This window comes from Plantibacter sp. H53 (assembly GCF_001650455.1).
Taxonomy (GTDB): Bacteria; Actinomycetota; Actinomycetes; order Actinomycetales; family Microbacteriaceae; genus Plantibacter; species Plantibacter flavus_A.
The window spans coordinates 179,601-197,503 of the sequence record NZ_LWCT01000002.1 but is presented as its reverse complement, the minus strand read 5'-3'; the positions used below and the strand labels follow the sequence as shown (position 1 = coordinate 197,503).

Sequence of the window (17,903 nt, the reverse complement as noted above, 5' to 3'; positions counted from 1 at the left end):
TGTTCCACGTGAAACATCGAACACGGAGCCGATCCAACCACGACCGCCTCCCTCGGGAGCGTACCTACTGAGAGAACTGAGTACACGACTTCCTGTCCGATACGAACCACTTCTGAGAACGAGGAGCCCCAGCGAGTGGGATCCTTCCACGTTCCACGTGAAACGTCGTGCAATCTCAACCTTCAGGCACTGAGCACCCTCTACCGAAGCCGGCTCGGCGCGCAAAGTGATGCATCGTCAATCGGTAGCACGCCTACTCCGTCCAGGCCGAAAGGAGTCACGAGCACGACCTCCGAAGTGCCGGCGCACCTCGACACGTCGTCACGCCGACTGGCCTCTGCGCAGCGCACGTCACCGCCCGGCCAAGTACAGCACCGGGGGGAGCAGCAGGTTGCTCGGATCTGACCGCGTCGCTCGACGCCAGAACCTCCGAGAGCGGGGCGCCTCCGACGCAGGCGATAGCACCAGCCCAACCATCCCCGACCTCCCGTGCGGCGGTTCTCCCAGCACTTCAGCCAACACCAACCCGCCGGCGGACGTGAGTCTGCCGGCGGCCGGGCACCAGTCAGCCCGCAAGCACCTGAGGAACTGGCGGAATGCGCACCTCGCCGCAGGGGCCCGACGGCACCATCCGCCACGCGATGAACCACCGCGAGTCAGTCAAACGTGCGGGATGGGGCGACGCATCTTCCCTGCAACCAAGGACGAACTCGCGGGCCTACCCGGACTTCGAACGAAGGCCGCAGATCCCTGACCAGCACGCCCGGATCACCAACCTGGGAGGTTAACAATTGCCACCCACACTCGGCCGTCATCTCCGAAGGGGCGGTCGGACGGTCAGCCACCGCGTCAAGTATCGACGTCTGGGTGGGACGATCGGCGGAGCGTAGAGCATCGCCGCCCGCCAGTGGCCGTGCCGACCCCGCGTCACAGGAAGGGGATGACCGGCCAAAGAAGGAAATATATGAGATACCAGAGACCCCAGGGCTGACAAACGTCAGAAAACACTCGAATCCAGCCCGCCCAGCGCGCCGGATTCGTGTCCGAATGGACCGGAGAATCGTTCCTGACGAACTCAGGACCGTTAAACTGGCCGCATATTCCGGGCCGGTTCGTCAGGAGCCATTCTCCCGAGGGCTCACAAGCCGACCGATACCGTCTGCGGCGCCCCTCACGGAGGCCCGGGCGCTCCCGACCGACCTCAGGCGCGAACGGTTCCCACGATGACTCGGGTCGGCTCCGCGAGAACACCCTCACCAAGCGTTCGAACCTCGACGCCGGAGACCCGGTACTTGCGAAGCTCCTTGGTCGACGCGTCGACCTCCGCCTGCGCGCCGGCGCCCTTCATGAGGACCAGCTCTCCGCCATCCCGAAGCAGGGGAGCGGTGAGGGGGAGCAACTTGCGCAGCGCACTGACCGCGCGCGCGGTCACCTGGTCGAGGGGCTCATCGAGGCGAACCTCCTCAGCGCGCGCTCGCACGACGGTGACGTTCTCGAGCCCGAGGACGCGGACCTGGTCGTTGAGCCAGGCGACCCGACGTTCCATCGGTTCGATGAGGACGAACTCGACATCTGGCCGCGCAATCGCGAGCACCAGTCCAGGCAGCCCCGCGCCTGTGCCGACGTCGCCGACTCGCCCGGCACGAAGGAGCGGTGCCACGATCACGCTGTTGAGGATGTGGCGCGTCCACAGACGCGGAAGTTCCAGGGGCCCGATCAGCCCGAGAGGCTCACCGAACTCCGCCAGGTTCGCGGCGAAGGCACGACCGACATCGATCCGGTCGCCGAACAACTCCGCTGCTTCCGCCGGTTCCGGTTCGAGTCCTGCAGGCACGTCAGTCATCGCAGTTTCACGTGAAACGATCAGGCCGCGTCAGCCGCGCGTGATGACGGTGTGACGGTCCCGGCCTTCGCCGTGCGACTCGGACACGAAGCCGCGAGCCGACACGATGTCGTGGACGAGCTTGCGCTCGTAGCTCGACATCGGGGGGAGTGCCGCCTCGGTGGAACCGGCCTCGATGCGCTCGACCGCTCGCTCCACGAGGGCGCCGAGCTCCTGCTGACGCGCTTCGCGAGATCCGCCGATGTCGAGGATGAGCCGGGAGAAGCCACCGGTACGGTTCTGAACAGCCAGGCGGGTCAGCTCCTGCAGCGCGTTGACCGTGTCGGGACGCGACAGGAGACGCAGGTTACTCTCCGTGGGGGAGTCGATCGACACGTACGCACGACCATTGCGGGCATCGATGTCGATGTCGCCATCGATGTCGCAGATGTCGAGGAACTCCTCGATGTAGTCCGCTGCGACGTCGCCCTCTTCTTCGAGCTGCGTGATGGTGGGTGCTTCGTCCTGGGCCGGGGCCAGTTCCTGGTCAGTCACCGATACTCCTACTTGTCTCGTCCGTCGGTCTGCTGCTTCTTCGCACGCGCCTTGCCCATGGGCTGCTGGCGCTGCGTCGGGGTCTTCTTCTCGGGTACCGGCGCCTCGGAGATCGAGATGACGTCGCCGTTCGGCGTCATGAGCTTGCCCTTCCGTGCGAGACGCTCCTCACGAGCCTTCGCAGCGTCGGAACCAGGGGTGGGCATGTTCCGGATGACGAGGAACTGCTGCACCATCGTCCATGCGTTGGACGTCAGCCAGTAGAACATGACGCCGAGCGGGAAGGCGAAGCCGGAGAAGAGGAACACGAACGGCAGGATGTACAGGAGGATCCGCTGCTGCTTGAACTGCGGGCTGGCCTTCGTCTCGGCCGACATGTTCTTCGACACGATCTGCAGCTGCGTGATGAACTGCGAGGCGCACATGAGGATGACCATGACGGCGGCGATGATGACGACCGCCCAGTTGACCGGGTTACCGGCGAGTGCCGCCTGCATGCTCGTGTGCAGCGGAGCGATCCCGAACAGGTTCGCGTCACCGAACTGCACGGCGAGGGTCTCGTTCAGGGGGCCGACCCCGGCCTTGCTCTTCTGGGCGTCGTTGAGCACGGAGAACAGGGCGAAGAAGATCGGCATCTGGACGAGCAGCGGCAGACATCCGCTGACGGGGGAGGTGCCGTGCTTCTTGTACAGCTCCATCGTCTCGCGGGACATCGCCTCGCGACTGGCCTGGTCGCGCTTGCCCTTGTACTTCTCCTGCACCTTCTTCATCTGCGGCGCGATCTCGAGCATCTTGCGCTGGCTCTTGATCTGTTTGATGAACAGCGGGATGAGGGCGGCACGGACGACGAGGACGAGCCCGACGATCGAGAGGACCCAGGTGAGACCGGCCGCGGGGTCGAGTCCGATGGCCGTCCACAGCAGGTGCCAGCCCACGAGGAGCAGCTCGACCGCCCACTTGAGCGGCCAGAGAATTGTGCCGATGATGTCCATAGGTGCGGGTCAGCCCTTTCCGTGGCTCGGTTGCACGACAAATCCGTGAGAAGTGACGCTGTACCGGAAGTTCTTCTTGGGTGGTACCTCGTCGAAACGAGGTGCTGCCCAGGGGTGGCATCTCGCGATGCGGGCCGCTGCCATCGCCGAACCGACGACGACACCGTGTTGCTGCACCGCTCCCAGAGCGTACGCGGAACAGCTGGGGTAATACCGGCAGACGTCGCCGTACAACGGGGAGATCGCGGCGCGATACCCGCGAAGCGCCAGCACCGCAGCATTGCGGGGCGCGAGGCAGGTGGCAGCGAGGACGCCGTTCATCGGTGCGTGTCCGCAGTCTCGGCGGTCACACCGCGTTTGGCGAAGGCTCGATCGACCTCGGCATGGAGCGAGGCGAACGGCGCCGTCGCTGCAGTCGGCAGCGCACGGATGACCACGTCAGCGCCGCGGGCAGCGTGAACGACGCTGTCGTGGCAGATGGCCTTCAAGCGACGTCTGACGAGATTGCGGGTCACTGCGTTTCCGACCGTTTTCGCAACGATGAACCCGAAGCGCGGCTGTCCGCCCTTCGGGTTCATGCGTACGTACGTGACCGTATGCTCGCCGACGAACCGGGACCCGCGACGAACTACCCCTCGGTAGTCGTCGCCGGACGTGATCCGGCTCGCACGCTCGAGCACGACGGCTCTACGCGGAGAGTTCGGTGCGGCCCTTGGCGCGACGAGCCGACAGGATGCCGCGGCCGGCACGCGTGCGCATGCGCAGACGGAAGCCGTGCTTCTTGGCGCGACGACGGTTGTTCGGCTGGAAGGTTCTCTTGCTCATAATTACGATCTCCGGATCATGACCCACCACTGCACAGGTGGCAGCAGGGTACGGAAGGGTGCCCGTGGGCAGAAGTCAACTGATTAAACCTACGGTCTACTCGCGCGAAGGTCAAACCAGCGGCGCCCAAACGAATGATTATCCACAGGATTCTCAGAAATTGTAGCAGTGACACGCAGGGCGGCCGTACAGTGATTTGGGACTGGGGCGACGTCTTGTTAGCGTAAGCCCTCGGGTTATGCACAGCGTGTGGATAGCACCGCGCTCAGCCCCGAATACTCAGGGGAGAGCCTGTGGATGAACCTGTGAGTATGTGTGGGGAGAACTATGTCGGACGCCGACGATGCGATCGCTGAGACCTGGCAATCGGTGCTCGAGATCCTCTCCGTCGACGACCGCATCACCCCGCCGCTCCGCGGGTTCCTCAACCTCATCGTCCCCAAGGGCATCATGGGCGGCACCTTCTACCTGGAGGTGCCCAACGAGTTCACGATGGGCATGCTCAACCAGCGCATGCGGGCACCGATCCTCGCTGCACTCGCTTCCATCGTCGACGGCGGTCCCGTCGGCAATTACGCGATCGTCGTCAACCCCGACATCGTCGAGGAACGGTACGAGCAGACCGGCTTCCAGCACATCGACCCGGCACCGCTCGAGTCACCGCAGCCGCAGCTGACCCCGACGCCCACGCTTCCGGCTCGCGAGAACGACACCCGACTCAACCCGAAGTACAGCTTCGACAACTTCGTCATCGGTCAGTCCAACCGGTTCGCGCACGCGGCCGCGGTCGCCGTGGCCGAAGCGCCGGCCAAGGCCTACAACCCGCTGTTCGTGTACGGCGACTCCGGGCTCGGCAAGACCCACCTCCTCCACGCCATCGGCCACTACGCGATGAACCTCTACGCGGGGATCCGCGTCCGGTACGTGTCGAGCGAGGAGTTCACGAACGACTTCATCAACTCGATCGCCAACAACCGCGGCTCGTTCTTCCAGTCGCGGTACCGCGACATCGACATCCTGCTGATCGACGACATCCAGTTCCTCCAGGGCAAGGCGGAGACGCAGGAGGCGTTCTTCCACACCTTCAACACCCTGCACGATCACAACAAGCAGGTGGTCATCACCAGCGACCTGCCGCCGAAGGCCCTCACGGGCTTCGAAGAGCGGATGCGTTCCCGCTTCGAGTGGGGACTCATCACCGACGTCCAGGCTCCCGACCTCGAGACGCGCATCGCGATCCTGCGCAAGAAGGCGCAGAACGAGAAGCTGCACATCCCGGACGAGGTCCTGGAGTTCATCGCCACCAAGGTGTCGAGCAACATCCGTGAGCTGGAGGGCACGCTCATCCGGGTCGTCGCGTTCGCGAGCCTGAACCGGACCGCTGTCGACATGACCTTGGCCCAGACGGTGCTGAAGGACGTCATCAGCCTCGACGACGACAACGTCATCTCGCCGATCGACATCATCAACACGACGGCCGACTACTTCAAGCTCTCTGTCGACGACCTGTACGGCTCAAGCCGGTCGCAGGCCGTGGCGACGGCGCGTCAGATCGCGATGTACCTCTGTCGCGAGCTCACGAACCTCTCACTCCCGAAGATCGGTCAGCTGTTCGGCAACCGGGACCACACGACGGTCATGTACGCCAACCGGAAGATCACCGACCTCATGCAGGAGAAGCGCTCGATCTACAACCAGGTGACCGAGCTCACGAGCCGCATCAAGCAGAACCTCCGCTACGGCGCCTGACGCGTCCTGGTGAACGTTTCCGGCCCCTCGACGCACTCGGTGCGCTCGAGGGGCCGATTTCGTTTATCAGGCGACGACGAGCGCTCATTCGACGACAGGATGCGCGACCGATCTCTCCACATTCCGCCGTCGCAGCCCTGTGGATAACCTGTGGAGAGATGTGGAAGCTCCGGGCGGGCTTGTGAGTGAACATCATTCACCGACCTTCGCGTCCCACACCCTCGTGTCGTTCTCTCCACAGGCCACCACCAAGTTACACACATGTAGTTCCCTGTGTTCGAGCGGGTTCGGCGGACTTATCCACAGTTTCCACACCGGTTAAGACTGTTAACCGTTAATTCAATGATCTCTCCGCCAAACAACCTTTCCCCAGGCTCGCTTCTCCACAGCACCTCGTCCCACTCGACCCCGGAAGCAGACCCACTAGCATTGGTGACGTCATCGAGAGCCAGAGACAGGGGACTTGTCGTGCGATTCAGCGTCAACCGGGATGTATTCAGCGAAGCCGTCTCGTTCGCAGTGAAGCTGCTCCCGCAGCGCCCGACGCTGCCGATCCTGAACGGCATCCTCATCGAAGCCGGTGACGACGGACTCATCCTGTCCTCCTTCGACTACGAGGTCTCCAGCCAGACCGGCATCGCGGCCGAGGTCGAGGAGGCCGGCACGGCACTCGTCAACGGCCGACTGCTCTCGGAGATCGCCAGCCGCCTTCCGAACGCGCCTGTCCGGTTCAGCAAGGTCGAGAACCGCATCGAGGTCACCTGTGGCTCTGCCCGGTTCACGCTCGGATCGATGCCCGTCGAGGAGTACCCGACGATCCCGCAGGTCGACGCCGACTTCGGCCTCGTGCCCGCCGACGAGTTCGCCACCGCAGTGAGCCAGGTCGCTGTCGCCGCAAGCCGCGACGATGTGACCCCCGTCATCACCGGCGTGCAACTCGAGGTCTCCAAGACGAGCCTCAGCCTCGTCGCGACCGACCGCTACCGCGTCGCGGTCCGCGAGATCGACTGGGACTCGGGCCAGGGCGACGGTTCCAGCGAGACGATCACGGCCCTGGTGCCGGCCCGCACCCTCCAGGAGGTCGGCAAGACCTTCGGCCACAGCGGCAACATCAACGTCGCGATCACGAATCGCGACGACCGCGAGCTCATCGCGTTCCGGGCAGACCGCAAGACGGTCACCTCGCTGCTGATCAAGGGCAACTTCCCGCCGGTCAAGCGGCTCTTCCCCGAGACGACCGACAACTACGCGATCATCAACACGGCGGAACTCATCGAGGCGACCAGGCGTATGTCGCTCGTCCTCGAGCGCGAAGCGGCCCTCCGCTTCACCTTCACCATCGACGGCCTCACGCTCGAGGCCGTCGGATCCGAGCAGGCGCAGGCATCCGAGGGCATCGACGCCCTCCTCACCGGCGACGACATCGTGCTCTCCCTCAAGCCGCAGTTCCTGATCGACGGTCTGACCGCGGTCCGGAGCGAGTACGTGCGGTTCTCGTTCACGAAGACGGAGAACACGAACAAGCCGGGACCCATGCTCATCACGAGCCAATCCTCCAAGGATCAGCCGGGTGCCGACAGTTACAAGTACCTGCTGCAGCCGAACCTGCTGCTGCGCTGACACGCAAAGGATCCTCCATGCACATCGGTCTCGTCGGTCTCGGCAAGATGGGCAACAACATGCGCACGCGTCTGCGTGCGAACGGCATCGAGGTCACCGGTTTCGACCGGAACCCCGATGTCACCGACGTCGCGACGATCAGCGACCTCGTCGCTGCGCTCCCGGCACCTCGCACGGTCTGGGTCATGGTCCCCGCCGGGGCCATCACCGACTCCGTCGTCGAGGAGCTGAACGGCCTGCTCGAGGCCGGCGACCTGATCATCGACGGCGGCAACAGCCGCTTCACGGACGACTTCAAGCACGCTGAACTGCTGTCGGCGAAGGGCATCGACTACATCGATGCCGGCGTCTCCGGCGGTGTCTGGGGTGTCGACAACGGCTACGGCCTCATGGTCGGCGGTTCCAAGGAGCAGGTGGAGCGGGTCATGCCCGTCTTCGACGCCCTGCGCCCCGAGGGCCCGCGCGATGAGGGCTTCGTCCACGTCGGAGAGGTCGGCGCCGGCCACTACGCGAAGATGGTGCACAACGGCATCGAGTACGCGCTCATGCAGGCGTACGCCGAGGGCTTCGAGCTCCTCGACAAGCGCGAGGACATCATCAAGGACGTCCCCGGCACGTTCAAGGCCTGGCAGCGCGGCACCGTCGTGCGGTCCTGGCTGCTCGAGCTCCTCGTCCGCGCCCTCGAGGAAGACCCGGACTTCGAGCAGATCGAGGGCTACGTCGAGGATTCGGGTGAAGGTCGCTGGACGATCGAGGAGGCCATCGCGAACGCGGTGCCCGTCCCGACCATCTCGGCCTCGATCTTCGCGCGCTTCGTGTCGCGCCAGGAGGACTCGCCGGCCATGAAGGCGGTCGCCGCACTCCGCAACCAGTTCGGCGGACACGCGGTCAAGAAGGCCGACGACTGACGACACGACGTCTCCTGACGAACGAAATCGACCCTCCCGGAGCATTCCGCTTCGCTGGAGGGTCGATTTCGTTCACCCTGCGTCGTCGTGACGGGCGCGCTCGGACGTCCGACGGCGCCCCGACCCGTTCGGCGTCAGGGCGAGGCGGTAGGGTGACGTGGTGATCGTGCGGCACTTGAATCTCACCGACTACCGCAACTACGCGGTGGTCGACGTGGCGCTCGAACCCGGACCCAACCTGTTCGTGGGTCGCAACGGCCAGGGCAAGACCAACCTCGTCGAGGCGATCGGATACCTCAGCAGCCTCGGGTCCCATCGGGTCTCCTCCGAACAGGCACTCATCCGACACGGTGCAGACGCGGCGATCATCAGGGCGCGCATCGTGCACGACGGTCGTGAGCTGCTCGCCGAGGTGCAGCTCAACCGGGGTTCGGCCAACCGCGCCCAGGTGAACCGGTCCCAGATCAAGCCGCGCGAACTGCCGCGGTACGTGTCCACCGTGCTGTTCGCCCCGGAGGACCTCCTGATCGTCCGAGGCGACCCGTCGGCGCGCCGGCGGTTCATCGACCAGCTCCTCGTGCAGCGGATCCCTCGCCTGGCCGGCGTGATGGCCGACTACGACCGCTCCCTGAAGCAGCGGAACTCCCTCCTCAAGTCGGCGAGGGCGCGTGGGCTGAAATCCGGTCCCCTGGCGACGCTCGACCTCTGGGACGACCGACTCGTGCAGTACGGCACGGAGATCATCGCCGAACGTCTGCAGCTCCTGGCCATGCTCGGTGGGCCACTGCGTGCCGCGTACGAGGCCGTGGCCGGCGACGATCACCGACCGGTCCTCCTGCCCGTGCTCAGTATCGCCGGCACCGACGCCGAGGACGAGTCGGCAGCGGCTGATCCGACGGAGGGTGTCGAACCTGGCGCACCCGTCGATCTTGCGCGCATCGCGGAACGGTTCCGTGCGGCGCTCGCGCAGCGTCGGTCGGCCGAACTCGAGCGCGGCCTGACGCTCGTCGGACCGCATCGCGACGACGTGTTCTTCGGTCTCAACGGGCTGCCGGTCAAGGGCTACGCGAGCCACGGTGAATCGTGGTCGTTCGCGCTCGCCGCAAAACTCGCCTCTGCCGAACTCCTCCGGGCCGACTCGTCCCTCGGCGATCCGGTGCTCATCCTCGACGACGTCTTCGCCGAGCTCGATGCACGTCGCCGGGAACGCCTCGCGGCCGCGGTCGCGGAGTACGACCAGGTCATCATCACCGCGGCCGTGTTCGACGACGTCCCCGAACGGTTCACCGCGCACGTCGTGCGCATCGAAGCCGGACGGATCGTGGACGGTCCGGACGAGGCGGCCGGCCCAGTGAACGAGCCGCTCACCACGGAGTCGACGCATGACTGAGCCGCGGCGACTCGGACGGGACGCCGACCCTGCGGGGGAACTGTCCGCCACGGTGTACCTCCGGTTCAAGGAGATCTTCGGCGGCGAACGGGTCTCCCGTGATCGCAAGCGCCGGGAACGCTCGGCCGAGGGGCCGCAGGACTCGGTGCCGTACGGAGTCGGACGCGACCCCAAGGGCCTCGGGACGGTCATCGATTCGCTGACCGCCGGACTCGGGTGGAACTCGCCACTCGCCCAACACGAGGTCCTCGGGAACTGGGCGGAGTTGTGCGGCGAGGACACCGCCAGGTACTCCGAACCGGTGTCGATCGCGGACGGCGTCCTGCTCGTCCAATGCCAGTCGACGGCCTGGGCGACACAGTTGCGACACATGCGCCACGAGATCCTCGTCCGCATCGCCGAACGCTATCCCGACGCCGGCGTCGACACGATCCGTTTCCAGGGCCCCGGAGCACCCTCCTGGAAAAGAGGCCCCAGGTCGATCCCAGGGCGTGGTCCACGCGATACTTACGGCTAGGGAGGCAAATACGGCCTCCGGGCATGGAAAAGCGCCTCAAACGGGCGTTTTCTCGCGGCTTCACGGGGTCTGTTTGGTAGGATGGAACGGTCGAATCTCGACGGTTTGGAGCCCTCTTTTCCTATGACATCAGAACCCAACACGCACGCCCAAGACTCTGATTACGGCGCAAGTGCCATCCAGGTTCTCGAAGGTCTCGAAGCCGTCCGGAAGCGGCCCGGTATGTACATCGGGTCCACCGGTCCACGTGGTCTGCACCACCTGGTCTACGAGATCGTCGACAACTCCGTGGACGAGGCCCTCGCCGGCTACTGCGACACGATCCTCGTGACCATCCTGGAGGACGGCGGCGTCCGCGTCATCGACAACGGTCGAGGCATCCCGGTCGACATCCACCCGGTGGAGAAGAAGTCGACCGTCGAGGTCGTCCTGACCATCCTGCACGCCGGCGGCAAGTTCGGCGGCGGCGGGTACGCGGTCTCCGGTGGGCTCCACGGCGTCGGTTCGTCCGTCGTCAACGCACTGTCCACGCGCCTCTCCGTCGAGGTCCGTCGTCAGGGTTCGGTCTGGCGCCAGAGCTTCCAGCACGGTGTCCCCGACGCCCCGCTCCACGAGGACGAGCCGTCCTCCGAGACGGGCACCACGATCACCTTCTGGCCGAGCGCCGAGACGTTCGAGACGACGGAGTTCGACTACGAGACGCTGCGGACCCGCTTCCAGCAGATGGCGTTCCTCAACAAGGGCCTCCGTATCGAGCTCGCCGACGAGCGCCCGTTGCGCGACGCCATCGAGGCCGACGACGTCGACGACAACTCGGCGGCCCACTCGCAGCGCAAGGACGTCTTCTTCTACGAGCGCGGTCTCGAGGACTACGTCGAGTACCTGAACAAGGCCAAGCGCGCCGAGCTCGTCCACGACGAGATCATCTCCTTCGAGTCGGAGAACACCGAGCGCAAGATCGCGCTCGAGGTCGCGATGCAGTGGACCACGGCGTACAACGAGAGCGTCCACACCTACGCGAACACGATCAACACGCACGAGGGCGGCACCCACGAAGAAGGGTTCCGTGCCGCGCTCACCACGCTCGTGAACCGTTACGCACGTGAGAAGGGCATCCTCAAGGAGAAGGACGACAACCTCTCCGGCGACGACGTCCGCGAGGGCCTCACGGCCGTCATCTCCGTCAAGCTCTCCGAGCCGCAGTTCGAGGGCCAGACGAAGACCAAGCTCGGCAACACCGAGGCGAAGGCGTTCGTGCAGAAGGTCGTCAGCGAGCAGCTCAACGACTGGTTCGACCGCAACCCCAACCAGGCCAAGGAGATCATCCGGAAGGCGCTGCAGGCCGCGACCGCTCGACTCGCCGCCCGCAAGGCGCGCGAGACGGCCCGCCGCAAGGGCCTCCTCGAGGGTGGCGGCATGCCCGGCAAGCTCAAGGACTGCCAGTCGAAGGACCCGTCGCTGTCCGAGATCTTCATCGTCGAGGGTGACTCCGCAGGCGGCTCCGCCGTGCAGGGTCGCAACCCGGAGACCCAGGCGATCCTCCCGCTCCGTGGCAAGATCCTCAACGTCGAGAAGGCACGCCTCGACCGCGCCCTCGCGAACAACGAGGTCCAGGCCATGATCACGGCCTTCGGTGCCGGCATCGGTGAGGACTTCAACCCCGACAAAGTGCGGTACCACAAGATCGTGCTGATGGCCGACGCCGACGTCGACGGCCAGCACATCACGACGCTGCTGCTGACCCTCCTGTTCCGCTACATGCGCCCGCTCGTCGACCTCGGATACGTGTACCTCGCGCAGCCGCCGCTCTACCGCCTGAAGTGGTCGAACGCCGACCACCAGTACGTGTACAGCGACCGCGAACGCGACGCCCTCCTCACCGACGGTGTCGCCTCGGGCAAGCGCATCCCGAAGGAGAACGGGATCCAGCGCTACAAGGGTCTCGGCGAGATGAACTACAAGGAGCTGTGGGAGACCACGATGGACCCGCAGACGCGGACGCTCCTCCAGGTCACCCTCGACGACGCCGCGGCTGCCGATGAGATCTTCTCCACGCTCATGGGCGAAGACGTGGAGTCCCGCCGGACCTTCATCCAGAAGAACGCGAAAGACGTCCGCTTCCTCGACATCTGAGTGGCACGAACCACCCTCATCCACCGGTCACTGAGCTTGTCGAAGTGATCCACCTCGCACCAAACAGGCCCTTCGACAAGCTCAGGGACCAGGAGAAGTAAGAGAACATGGCAGACGAAACCAACGACGAGATCACGGTCCCGGACGAGGACCACGGCGTGCACGGACGGATCGACCAGGTCGACCTGCAGCTCGAGATGCAGCGCAGTTACCTCGACTACGCGATGAGTGTCATCGTCGGCCGTGCCCTGCCCGACGTCCGCGACGGCCTGAAGCCCGTCCACCGCCGCGTGATCTACGCGATGTACGACGGCGGCTACCGCCCCGACCGCTCGTTCTCCAAGTGCGCGCGCGTCGTCGGCGACGTCATGGGTCAGTTCCACCCGCACGGTGACACCGCCATCTACGACGCGCTCGTGCGCCTCGTCCAGCCGTGGAGCATGCGGTACCCGTTGGCGCTCGGCCAGGGCAACTTCGGCTCACCGGGCAACGACGGCGCGGCAGCCCCTCGATACACCGAGACGAAGATGGCCCCGCTCGCCATGGAGATGGTGCGCGACATCGACGAGGAGACCGTCGACTTCCAGCCCAACTACGACGGCGAGTCCCAGGAGCCGGTCGTCCTGCCGGCGCGCTTCCCGAACCTCCTCGTCAACGGGTCCGTCGGCATCGCGGTCGGCATGGCGACGAACATCCCGCCGCACAACCTCCGCGAGGTCGCCGACGGTGCCCTCTGGCACCTGGCGAACCCCGAGGCCAGCCGGGAAGAGCTCCTCGAGGCGCTCATGCAGCGCATCAAGGGGCCGGACTTCCCGACCGGCGCGCAGATCCTCGGTGTCAAGGGCATCCAGGACGCCTACCGCACGGGTCGCGGTTCCATCACGATGCGGGCCGTCGTGAACGTCGAGGAGATCCAGGGTCGGACCTGCCTCGTCGTCACCGAGCTCCCGTACCAGGTGAACCCCGACAACCTCGCGCTGAAGATCGCCGACCTCGTCAAGGAGGGTCGTCTCGGCGGCGTCGCCGACATCCGCGACGAGACCTCCGGTCGCACCGGCCAGCGGCTCGTCATCGTGCTGAAGCGCGATGCGGTCGCGAAGGTCGTCCTCAACAACCTCTACAAGCACACGCAGCTGCAGGACAACTTCGGCGCGAACATGCTCGCGATCGTCGACGGCATCCCGCGGACGCTGCCGCTCGACGGGTTCATCACCAACTGGGTGACGCACCAGGTCGAGGTCATCGTCCGCCGCACCGTGTTCCGACTCCGCAAGAAGGAGGAGCGCGCACACATCCTCCGCGGCTACCTGAAGGCGCTCGACGCCCTCGACGAGGTCATCGCGCTCATCCGTCGTTCGCCGTCCGCCGACGAGGCGCGCACGGGCCTCATGGACCTCCTCGAGATCGACGAGCTCCAGGCCAGCGCGATCCTCGACATGCAGCTGCGTCGTCTCGCCGCCCTCGAGCGTCAGAAGATCATCGACGAGGCCGCCGAGATCGAAGCGCAGATCGCCGACCTCAAGGACATCCTCGCGAAGCCGGTCCGCCAGCGCGAGATCGTCAGTGAGGAACTGACCGCGATCGTCGACAAGTACGGCGACGACCGTCGCACCGAGATCATGTTCGGTTTCGACGGCGACATGAACATGGAAGACCTGATCCCCGAAGAGGAGATGGTCATCACCGTCACCCGCGGCGGGTACATCAAGCGCACGCGCAGCGACAACTACCGTCAGCAGCACCGCGGTGGCAAGGGCGTCAAGGGTGCCCAGCTGCGCGCGGACGACGTGGTCGACCACTTCTTCGTGACGACGACGCACCACTGGCTCCTCTTCTTCACCACGAAGGGCCGCGTGTACCGCGCGAAGGCTTACGAACTGCAGGAGGCCGGCCGCGACGCCAAGGGCCAGCACGTGGCAAACCTGCTCGCCATGCAGCCCGATGAGGAGATCGCCGAGATCCTCGACATCCGCGACTACGAGGCCGCGACGTACCTGGTCCTCGCGACGCACGACGGCCTCGTCAAGAAGACGGCGCTCTCGGAGTACGACACCAACCGTTCGGGCGGCATCATCGCGATCAACCTGCGCGAGGGCGACGAGCTCACCTCCGCGCTGCTCGTGGAGAACGACAGCGACGTCCTGCTCGTGTCGCGCAAGGGCATGTCGATCCGCTTCACGGCGAGCGATGAGACCCTGCGGCCGATGGGACGTGCGACGAGCGGCGTCATCGGCATGCACTTCCGCGACGACGACAAGCTGCTCTCGGCGTCGGTGCTGCCGTCCGTCGAGGGTGAGGAACGCGAGGCGTTCGTCTTCGTCGTGACCGAGGGCGGCTACGCGAAGCGCACCAACATCGACCAGTATCGCGGCCAGAACCGCGGCGGTCTGGGCATCAAGGTGGCCAAGCTGAACGACGATCGAGGCACCCTCGCGGGCGCCTTGATCGTCGATGAGAGCGACGAGGTCCTTGTGGTTCTTGCCAGTGGCAAGGTGGTAAGGTCTGCCGTGGCCGAAGTTCCAGCGAAGGGGCGCGACACGATGGGCGTCGTCTTCGCGCGTTTCGCGGAGAGCGACCGAATCATCGCGCTGGCCAAGAACAGTGACCGAAACCTTGAGACCCAGGATGTTCCGGAGACGGTTGCAGACGCAGCCGCCCCGGAGGGTGCAGAACCCGAGGCATCCGTGCCGGAAGAGACTCCGGCGATGAAGGAAGAAGTAGATGAGCAGTAGCGTCGCAGAGAAGTTGGCCAAGAAGTCGACCAAACGCACCAGCACCAAGCAGGTGCGCCTGAAGCTGGTGTACATCGACTTCTGGTCGGCGGTGAAGCTGTCGTTCCTGGCGGCGATCGCGGTCGCCGTGGTCATCGTGGTGTTCTTCTTCCTCGTCTACACCGTGCTGAACACCACCGGTGTCTTCACGAAGGTCGGTGGCCTGTTCACCGACATCGCCGGCCCGGGGAACAACATCCTGCAGTACGTCAACCTGCCGCAGGTCATGGCCTTCGCGGGCATCGTGGCGCTGCTCAACCTCATCGTCATCACGCTGATGGGCGCCCTCCTCGCGGGGCTCTACAACCTCAGCGTGAAGATCACGGGTGGCCTGCTCGTCGGGTTCACCAACAACTGACGCTCGGTCGGGTCGGCGCCGCGCCGTGCGGCGCCGCTCGATTATGAGTTGCGACGGGAATCGGGTAGTCTCAACAAGGTTCAAAACGGGGCTATAGCTCAGGCGGTTAGAGCGCTTCGCTGATAACGAAGAGGTCCCAGGTTCAAGTCCTGGTAGCCCCACCCTGCACGACCAGCAACACACCGATTGGATCGGATCTCCGGATCTGCTCCATCCGGGGCCTTAGCTCAGTTGGTAGAGCGCCTGCTTTGCAAGCAGGATGTCGGGAGTTCGATTCTCCCAGGCTCCACAGTTCGGAAGTAGCCGATGACTCGGCCCTAGATACCAAGCCCTCAGATCGACTGACAACGCTGCGTCGGGGGAACTTCCTTTGGAACCTCCTCCGCGTTCGCGGCGAAACCGTTGCGATGGACGATGTCGAGCGAAAGCTGTGGCGCCCACGCTCGCCGCGCGCAGTCACTTGACCAGCCCACATCGGGTTGGGCCACTAGGACTAGCACGCTCCCGTGGTCGTAACCAACGAAGAGGTTCATCCGGACTGCGGGCAGGCGCTCCAATGCAGGCTTCACCTGGATGCAGAACCTATGCGATGGGAGGGGCGTCGTTGGGTTTACGACGGTGCAACCATCTTGTAGACCAACCAGAACACTCGATCCGCGACAGTCGTGGCATAGAGAGCCGCGTATGAACGCGCCGGGCGCCGCAGAGTCGAGAGTTCCCTGTCCGATGACGTCTCATCACCGTCTTGCGCGGACTCCACATGTGGCGCAGGAAACGCAGCGCCCGGCGGACCCGCCTCAACTGGGCGCACGCTGCGGTGGTTGAGGGACGATTCTTGGAATCACCAGCGTTGATTTCACCGTCATCCGTTGGGCTCCAGATAGTCTGGGGGTGGCGACCGATGCGGTGCCGGTTCTCGCGAAGACGCTTGAGCCAACAGTGGATTCGCTAATGAGGTCGGCCTATGAGAATTAGATCAGTTCATTTTGAGGCGTTCAAGTCGCTATATGACTTCACGGCAGATCTTGCCGATCTAACTGTCATCACGGGAGCCAACGGTTCGGGGAAGAGCAACCTAGTTGACGGCCTGGTCTTCATTAGCAATGCCTATTTGCATGGACTCGAACTAGCCGTGAGCCACGGAGGCGGGTATGAAAACCTCGCTCACCGTCGCACGCGGCGTGCCCGACGACCAATCCGGCTCACTGTGGAGGTTGAGCTCCAGAAAAAAGAGGTAACGGAGGGTTTGAGGTACGCCGGGATCCGTGGCAGGGAGCGCGAGAAGGGAAAGAAGCGGCAGCAAGTTCCAAGTGTGGTCATTCGGCACGACTTCGCGTTCCGTGCGGTTTCCCAGAAGTTGACCGCCGATTTTGAAGTCACTCAGGAGTCGATCTCGATCACCACTCTGAGTGGAGTCGTGCTGGCGACGATTGTGCGGCAAAAGGGCGGCGGTGTTAGCGTCAATCGGGCATCCGGTGAAGAGGATCAGTCTGAGTTTCTCGATGACCTCCTCTACGCCTATGAGCGAGCCGATTTCCTGACTGATATCAAGCCTGCCCCAAGTGACCTGATCTTCGGACGCGCGTTCTATATTGATGTGTTCTGGCAGGTATCGCGATTTCTCTCGTCTATCAGAGTTTTCCAACTATCACCCCACACCTCAAGACTCCCTGGCGTAGCCTCCCCGCGGGCTCAATTGGAACTGCATGGCGACAATCTTCCCGGGGCAGCCGACTTCCTTCGTCGTAATGATGCGCGTGCTTGGGCGAGCGTTGAGTCTGCCATGCGCACCATCATCCCTACGCTTGAGGAGATTTCGATTGCCTACACGGAAGACAGGCGACTAGCGGTACAGTTTCGGGAGCGAGGAGTTGGTCGACCGTGGAACTCCTCGGAGGTCTCTGACGGCACCATTCAGGCCTTCGCATTGCTCGTGGCGATCTTTGATCCAAGGGCGACAATGCTAGTGATCGAGGAGCTCGAGAACGCGCTGCATCCTTGGATACTCCGTCAGCTCCTACAGCTATGTCAGGACTCACCTAGGCAGATCCTGCTGACGAGCCATTCGCCGGTCCTGCTGACTGCTGTGCCTCCCGAGTCAGTGAACCTTATGTGGATGGAGCAAGGGCGAAGCCGCATCTCCCAGGTTGCGGCTATGGACCCCGAGATCGCGAAGCAAGTGCTCGATGGCGAGATCACGGTCTTCGAGCTTCTCGACAGTGGGGCGGTCGCTGAGGCGCTGCCGCGCGGACTCGAGTAAGCC

Annotated in this window: 15 protein-coding genes and 2 tRNA genes; 11 read left to right on the top strand and 6 right to left on the bottom strand. The window is 64.5% G+C overall.

The features are described 5' to 3' along the window. Nucleotides 1-1,201 precede the first annotated feature (1,201 nt). Genes rsmG through rpmH form a run of 6 tightly spaced genes read right to left on the bottom strand, consistent with a single transcriptional unit; the run spans nucleotide 1,202 to nucleotide 4,194 of the window. Nucleotides 1,202-1,843, bottom strand: coding sequence for a 16S rRNA (guanine(527)-N(7))-methyltransferase RsmG (rsmG, locus tag A4X17_RS02345; RefSeq protein WP_064294042.1), 642 nt, complete (start codon nucleotides 1,841-1,843; stop codon nucleotides 1,202-1,204). A 30-nt stretch (nucleotides 1,844-1,873) separates the two neighbouring features. Then, on the bottom strand, nucleotides 1,874-2,377 hold the full coding sequence (locus tag A4X17_RS02340) for a R3H domain-containing nucleic acid-binding protein (RefSeq protein WP_064294041.1): 504 nt from the start codon (nucleotides 2,375-2,377) through the stop codon (nucleotides 1,874-1,876). An 8-nt stretch (nucleotides 2,378-2,385) separates the two neighbouring features. Then, nucleotides 2,386-3,369 carry a membrane protein insertase YidC gene (yidC, locus tag A4X17_RS02335; protein WP_064294040.1) on the bottom strand — a complete coding sequence of 328 codons (984 nt, stop codon included), beginning with the start codon at nucleotides 3,367-3,369 and terminating at the stop codon, nucleotides 2,386-2,388. 9 nt (nucleotides 3,370-3,378) lie between these two features. Then, the gene (yidD, locus tag A4X17_RS18800) at nucleotides 3,379-3,690 is read right to left on the bottom strand and encodes a membrane protein insertion efficiency factor YidD (protein WP_079003764.1); all 312 of its coding nucleotides are present in this window, start codon (nucleotides 3,688-3,690) and stop codon (nucleotides 3,379-3,381) included. Beyond that, a complete protein-coding gene (gene rnpA / locus A4X17_RS02330; RefSeq protein WP_064294039.1) occupies nucleotides 3,687-4,049 on the bottom strand; it encodes a ribonuclease P protein component in 363 nt (120 codons plus the stop codon). Before rnpA ends, yidD begins: the two co-directional genes overlap by 4 nt. Before the next feature lie 7 nt (nucleotides 4,050-4,056). Continuing rightward, nucleotides 4,057-4,194, bottom strand: a complete 138-nt coding sequence (gene rpmH / locus A4X17_RS02325; RefSeq protein ID WP_056010217.1) for a 50S ribosomal protein L34 — start codon at nucleotides 4,192-4,194, stop codon at nucleotides 4,057-4,059. 327 nt (nucleotides 4,195-4,521) lie between these two features. Here rpmH and dnaA point away from each other — a divergent pair, with 327 nt between their 5' ends. The 11 genes from dnaA to A4X17_RS02270 all read left to right on the top strand — a co-directional run bounded on the left by dnaA (nucleotide 4,522) and on the right by A4X17_RS02270 (nucleotide 17,900). Then, nucleotides 4,522-5,943: a chromosomal replication initiator protein DnaA gene (gene dnaA / locus A4X17_RS02320; RefSeq protein WP_064294038.1), complete on the top strand. Its 1,422-nt coding sequence runs from the start codon at nucleotides 4,522-4,524 to the stop codon at nucleotides 5,941-5,943. A gap of 468 nt (nucleotides 5,944-6,411) precedes the next feature. Next, nucleotides 6,412-7,563, top strand: a complete 1,152-nt coding sequence (dnaN, locus tag A4X17_RS02315) for a DNA polymerase III subunit beta (RefSeq protein WP_064294037.1) — start codon at nucleotides 6,412-6,414, stop codon at nucleotides 7,561-7,563. Between the two features lie 17 nt (nucleotides 7,564-7,580). Beyond that, a complete protein-coding gene (gene gnd, locus A4X17_RS02310) occupies nucleotides 7,581-8,471 on the top strand; it encodes a phosphogluconate dehydrogenase (NAD(+)-dependent, decarboxylating) (protein ID WP_064294036.1) in 891 nt (296 codons plus the stop codon). A 160-nt stretch (nucleotides 8,472-8,631) separates the two neighbouring features. Next, complete coding sequence (gene recF / locus A4X17_RS02305; RefSeq protein ID WP_064294135.1) at nucleotides 8,632-9,861, top strand: DNA replication/repair protein RecF; 1,230 nt, start codon at nucleotides 8,632-8,634, stop codon at nucleotides 9,859-9,861. After that, on the top strand, nucleotides 9,854-10,378 hold the full coding sequence (locus A4X17_RS02300) for a DUF721 domain-containing protein (RefSeq protein ID WP_064294035.1): 525 nt from the start codon (nucleotides 9,854-9,856) through the stop codon (nucleotides 10,376-10,378). Before recF ends, A4X17_RS02300 begins: the two co-directional genes overlap by 8 nt. A 123-nt stretch (nucleotides 10,379-10,501) precedes the next feature. Further along, nucleotides 10,502-12,511 (top strand): DNA topoisomerase (ATP-hydrolyzing) subunit B, encoded by a 2,010-nt coding sequence (gene gyrB / locus A4X17_RS02295; protein WP_064294034.1) that lies wholly within the window; start codon nucleotides 10,502-10,504, stop codon nucleotides 12,509-12,511. A 107-nt stretch (nucleotides 12,512-12,618) separates the two neighbouring features. Next, nucleotides 12,619-15,243, top strand: coding sequence for a DNA gyrase subunit A (gene gyrA, locus A4X17_RS02290; protein ID WP_064294033.1), 2,625 nt, complete (start codon nucleotides 12,619-12,621; stop codon nucleotides 15,241-15,243). Continuing rightward, a complete protein-coding gene (locus tag A4X17_RS02285; protein WP_056010202.1) occupies nucleotides 15,233-15,640 on the top strand; it encodes a DUF3566 domain-containing protein in 408 nt (135 codons plus the stop codon). Before gyrA ends, A4X17_RS02285 begins: the two co-directional genes overlap by 11 nt. Before the next feature lie 87 nt (nucleotides 15,641-15,727). Further along, a tRNA-Ile gene (locus tag A4X17_RS02280) sits at nucleotides 15,728-15,801 on the top strand. Nucleotides 15,802-15,856: 55 nt separating this feature from the next. Further along, nucleotides 15,857-15,929, top strand: a tRNA-Ala gene (locus A4X17_RS02275). 675 nt (nucleotides 15,930-16,604) lie between these two features. Continuing rightward, the gene (locus A4X17_RS02270; RefSeq protein WP_082915863.1) at nucleotides 16,605-17,900 is read left to right on the top strand and encodes an AAA family ATPase; all 1,296 of its coding nucleotides are present in this window, start codon (nucleotides 16,605-16,607) and stop codon (nucleotides 17,898-17,900) included. The last annotated feature ends 3 nt before the right edge of the window (nucleotides 17,901-17,903 follow it).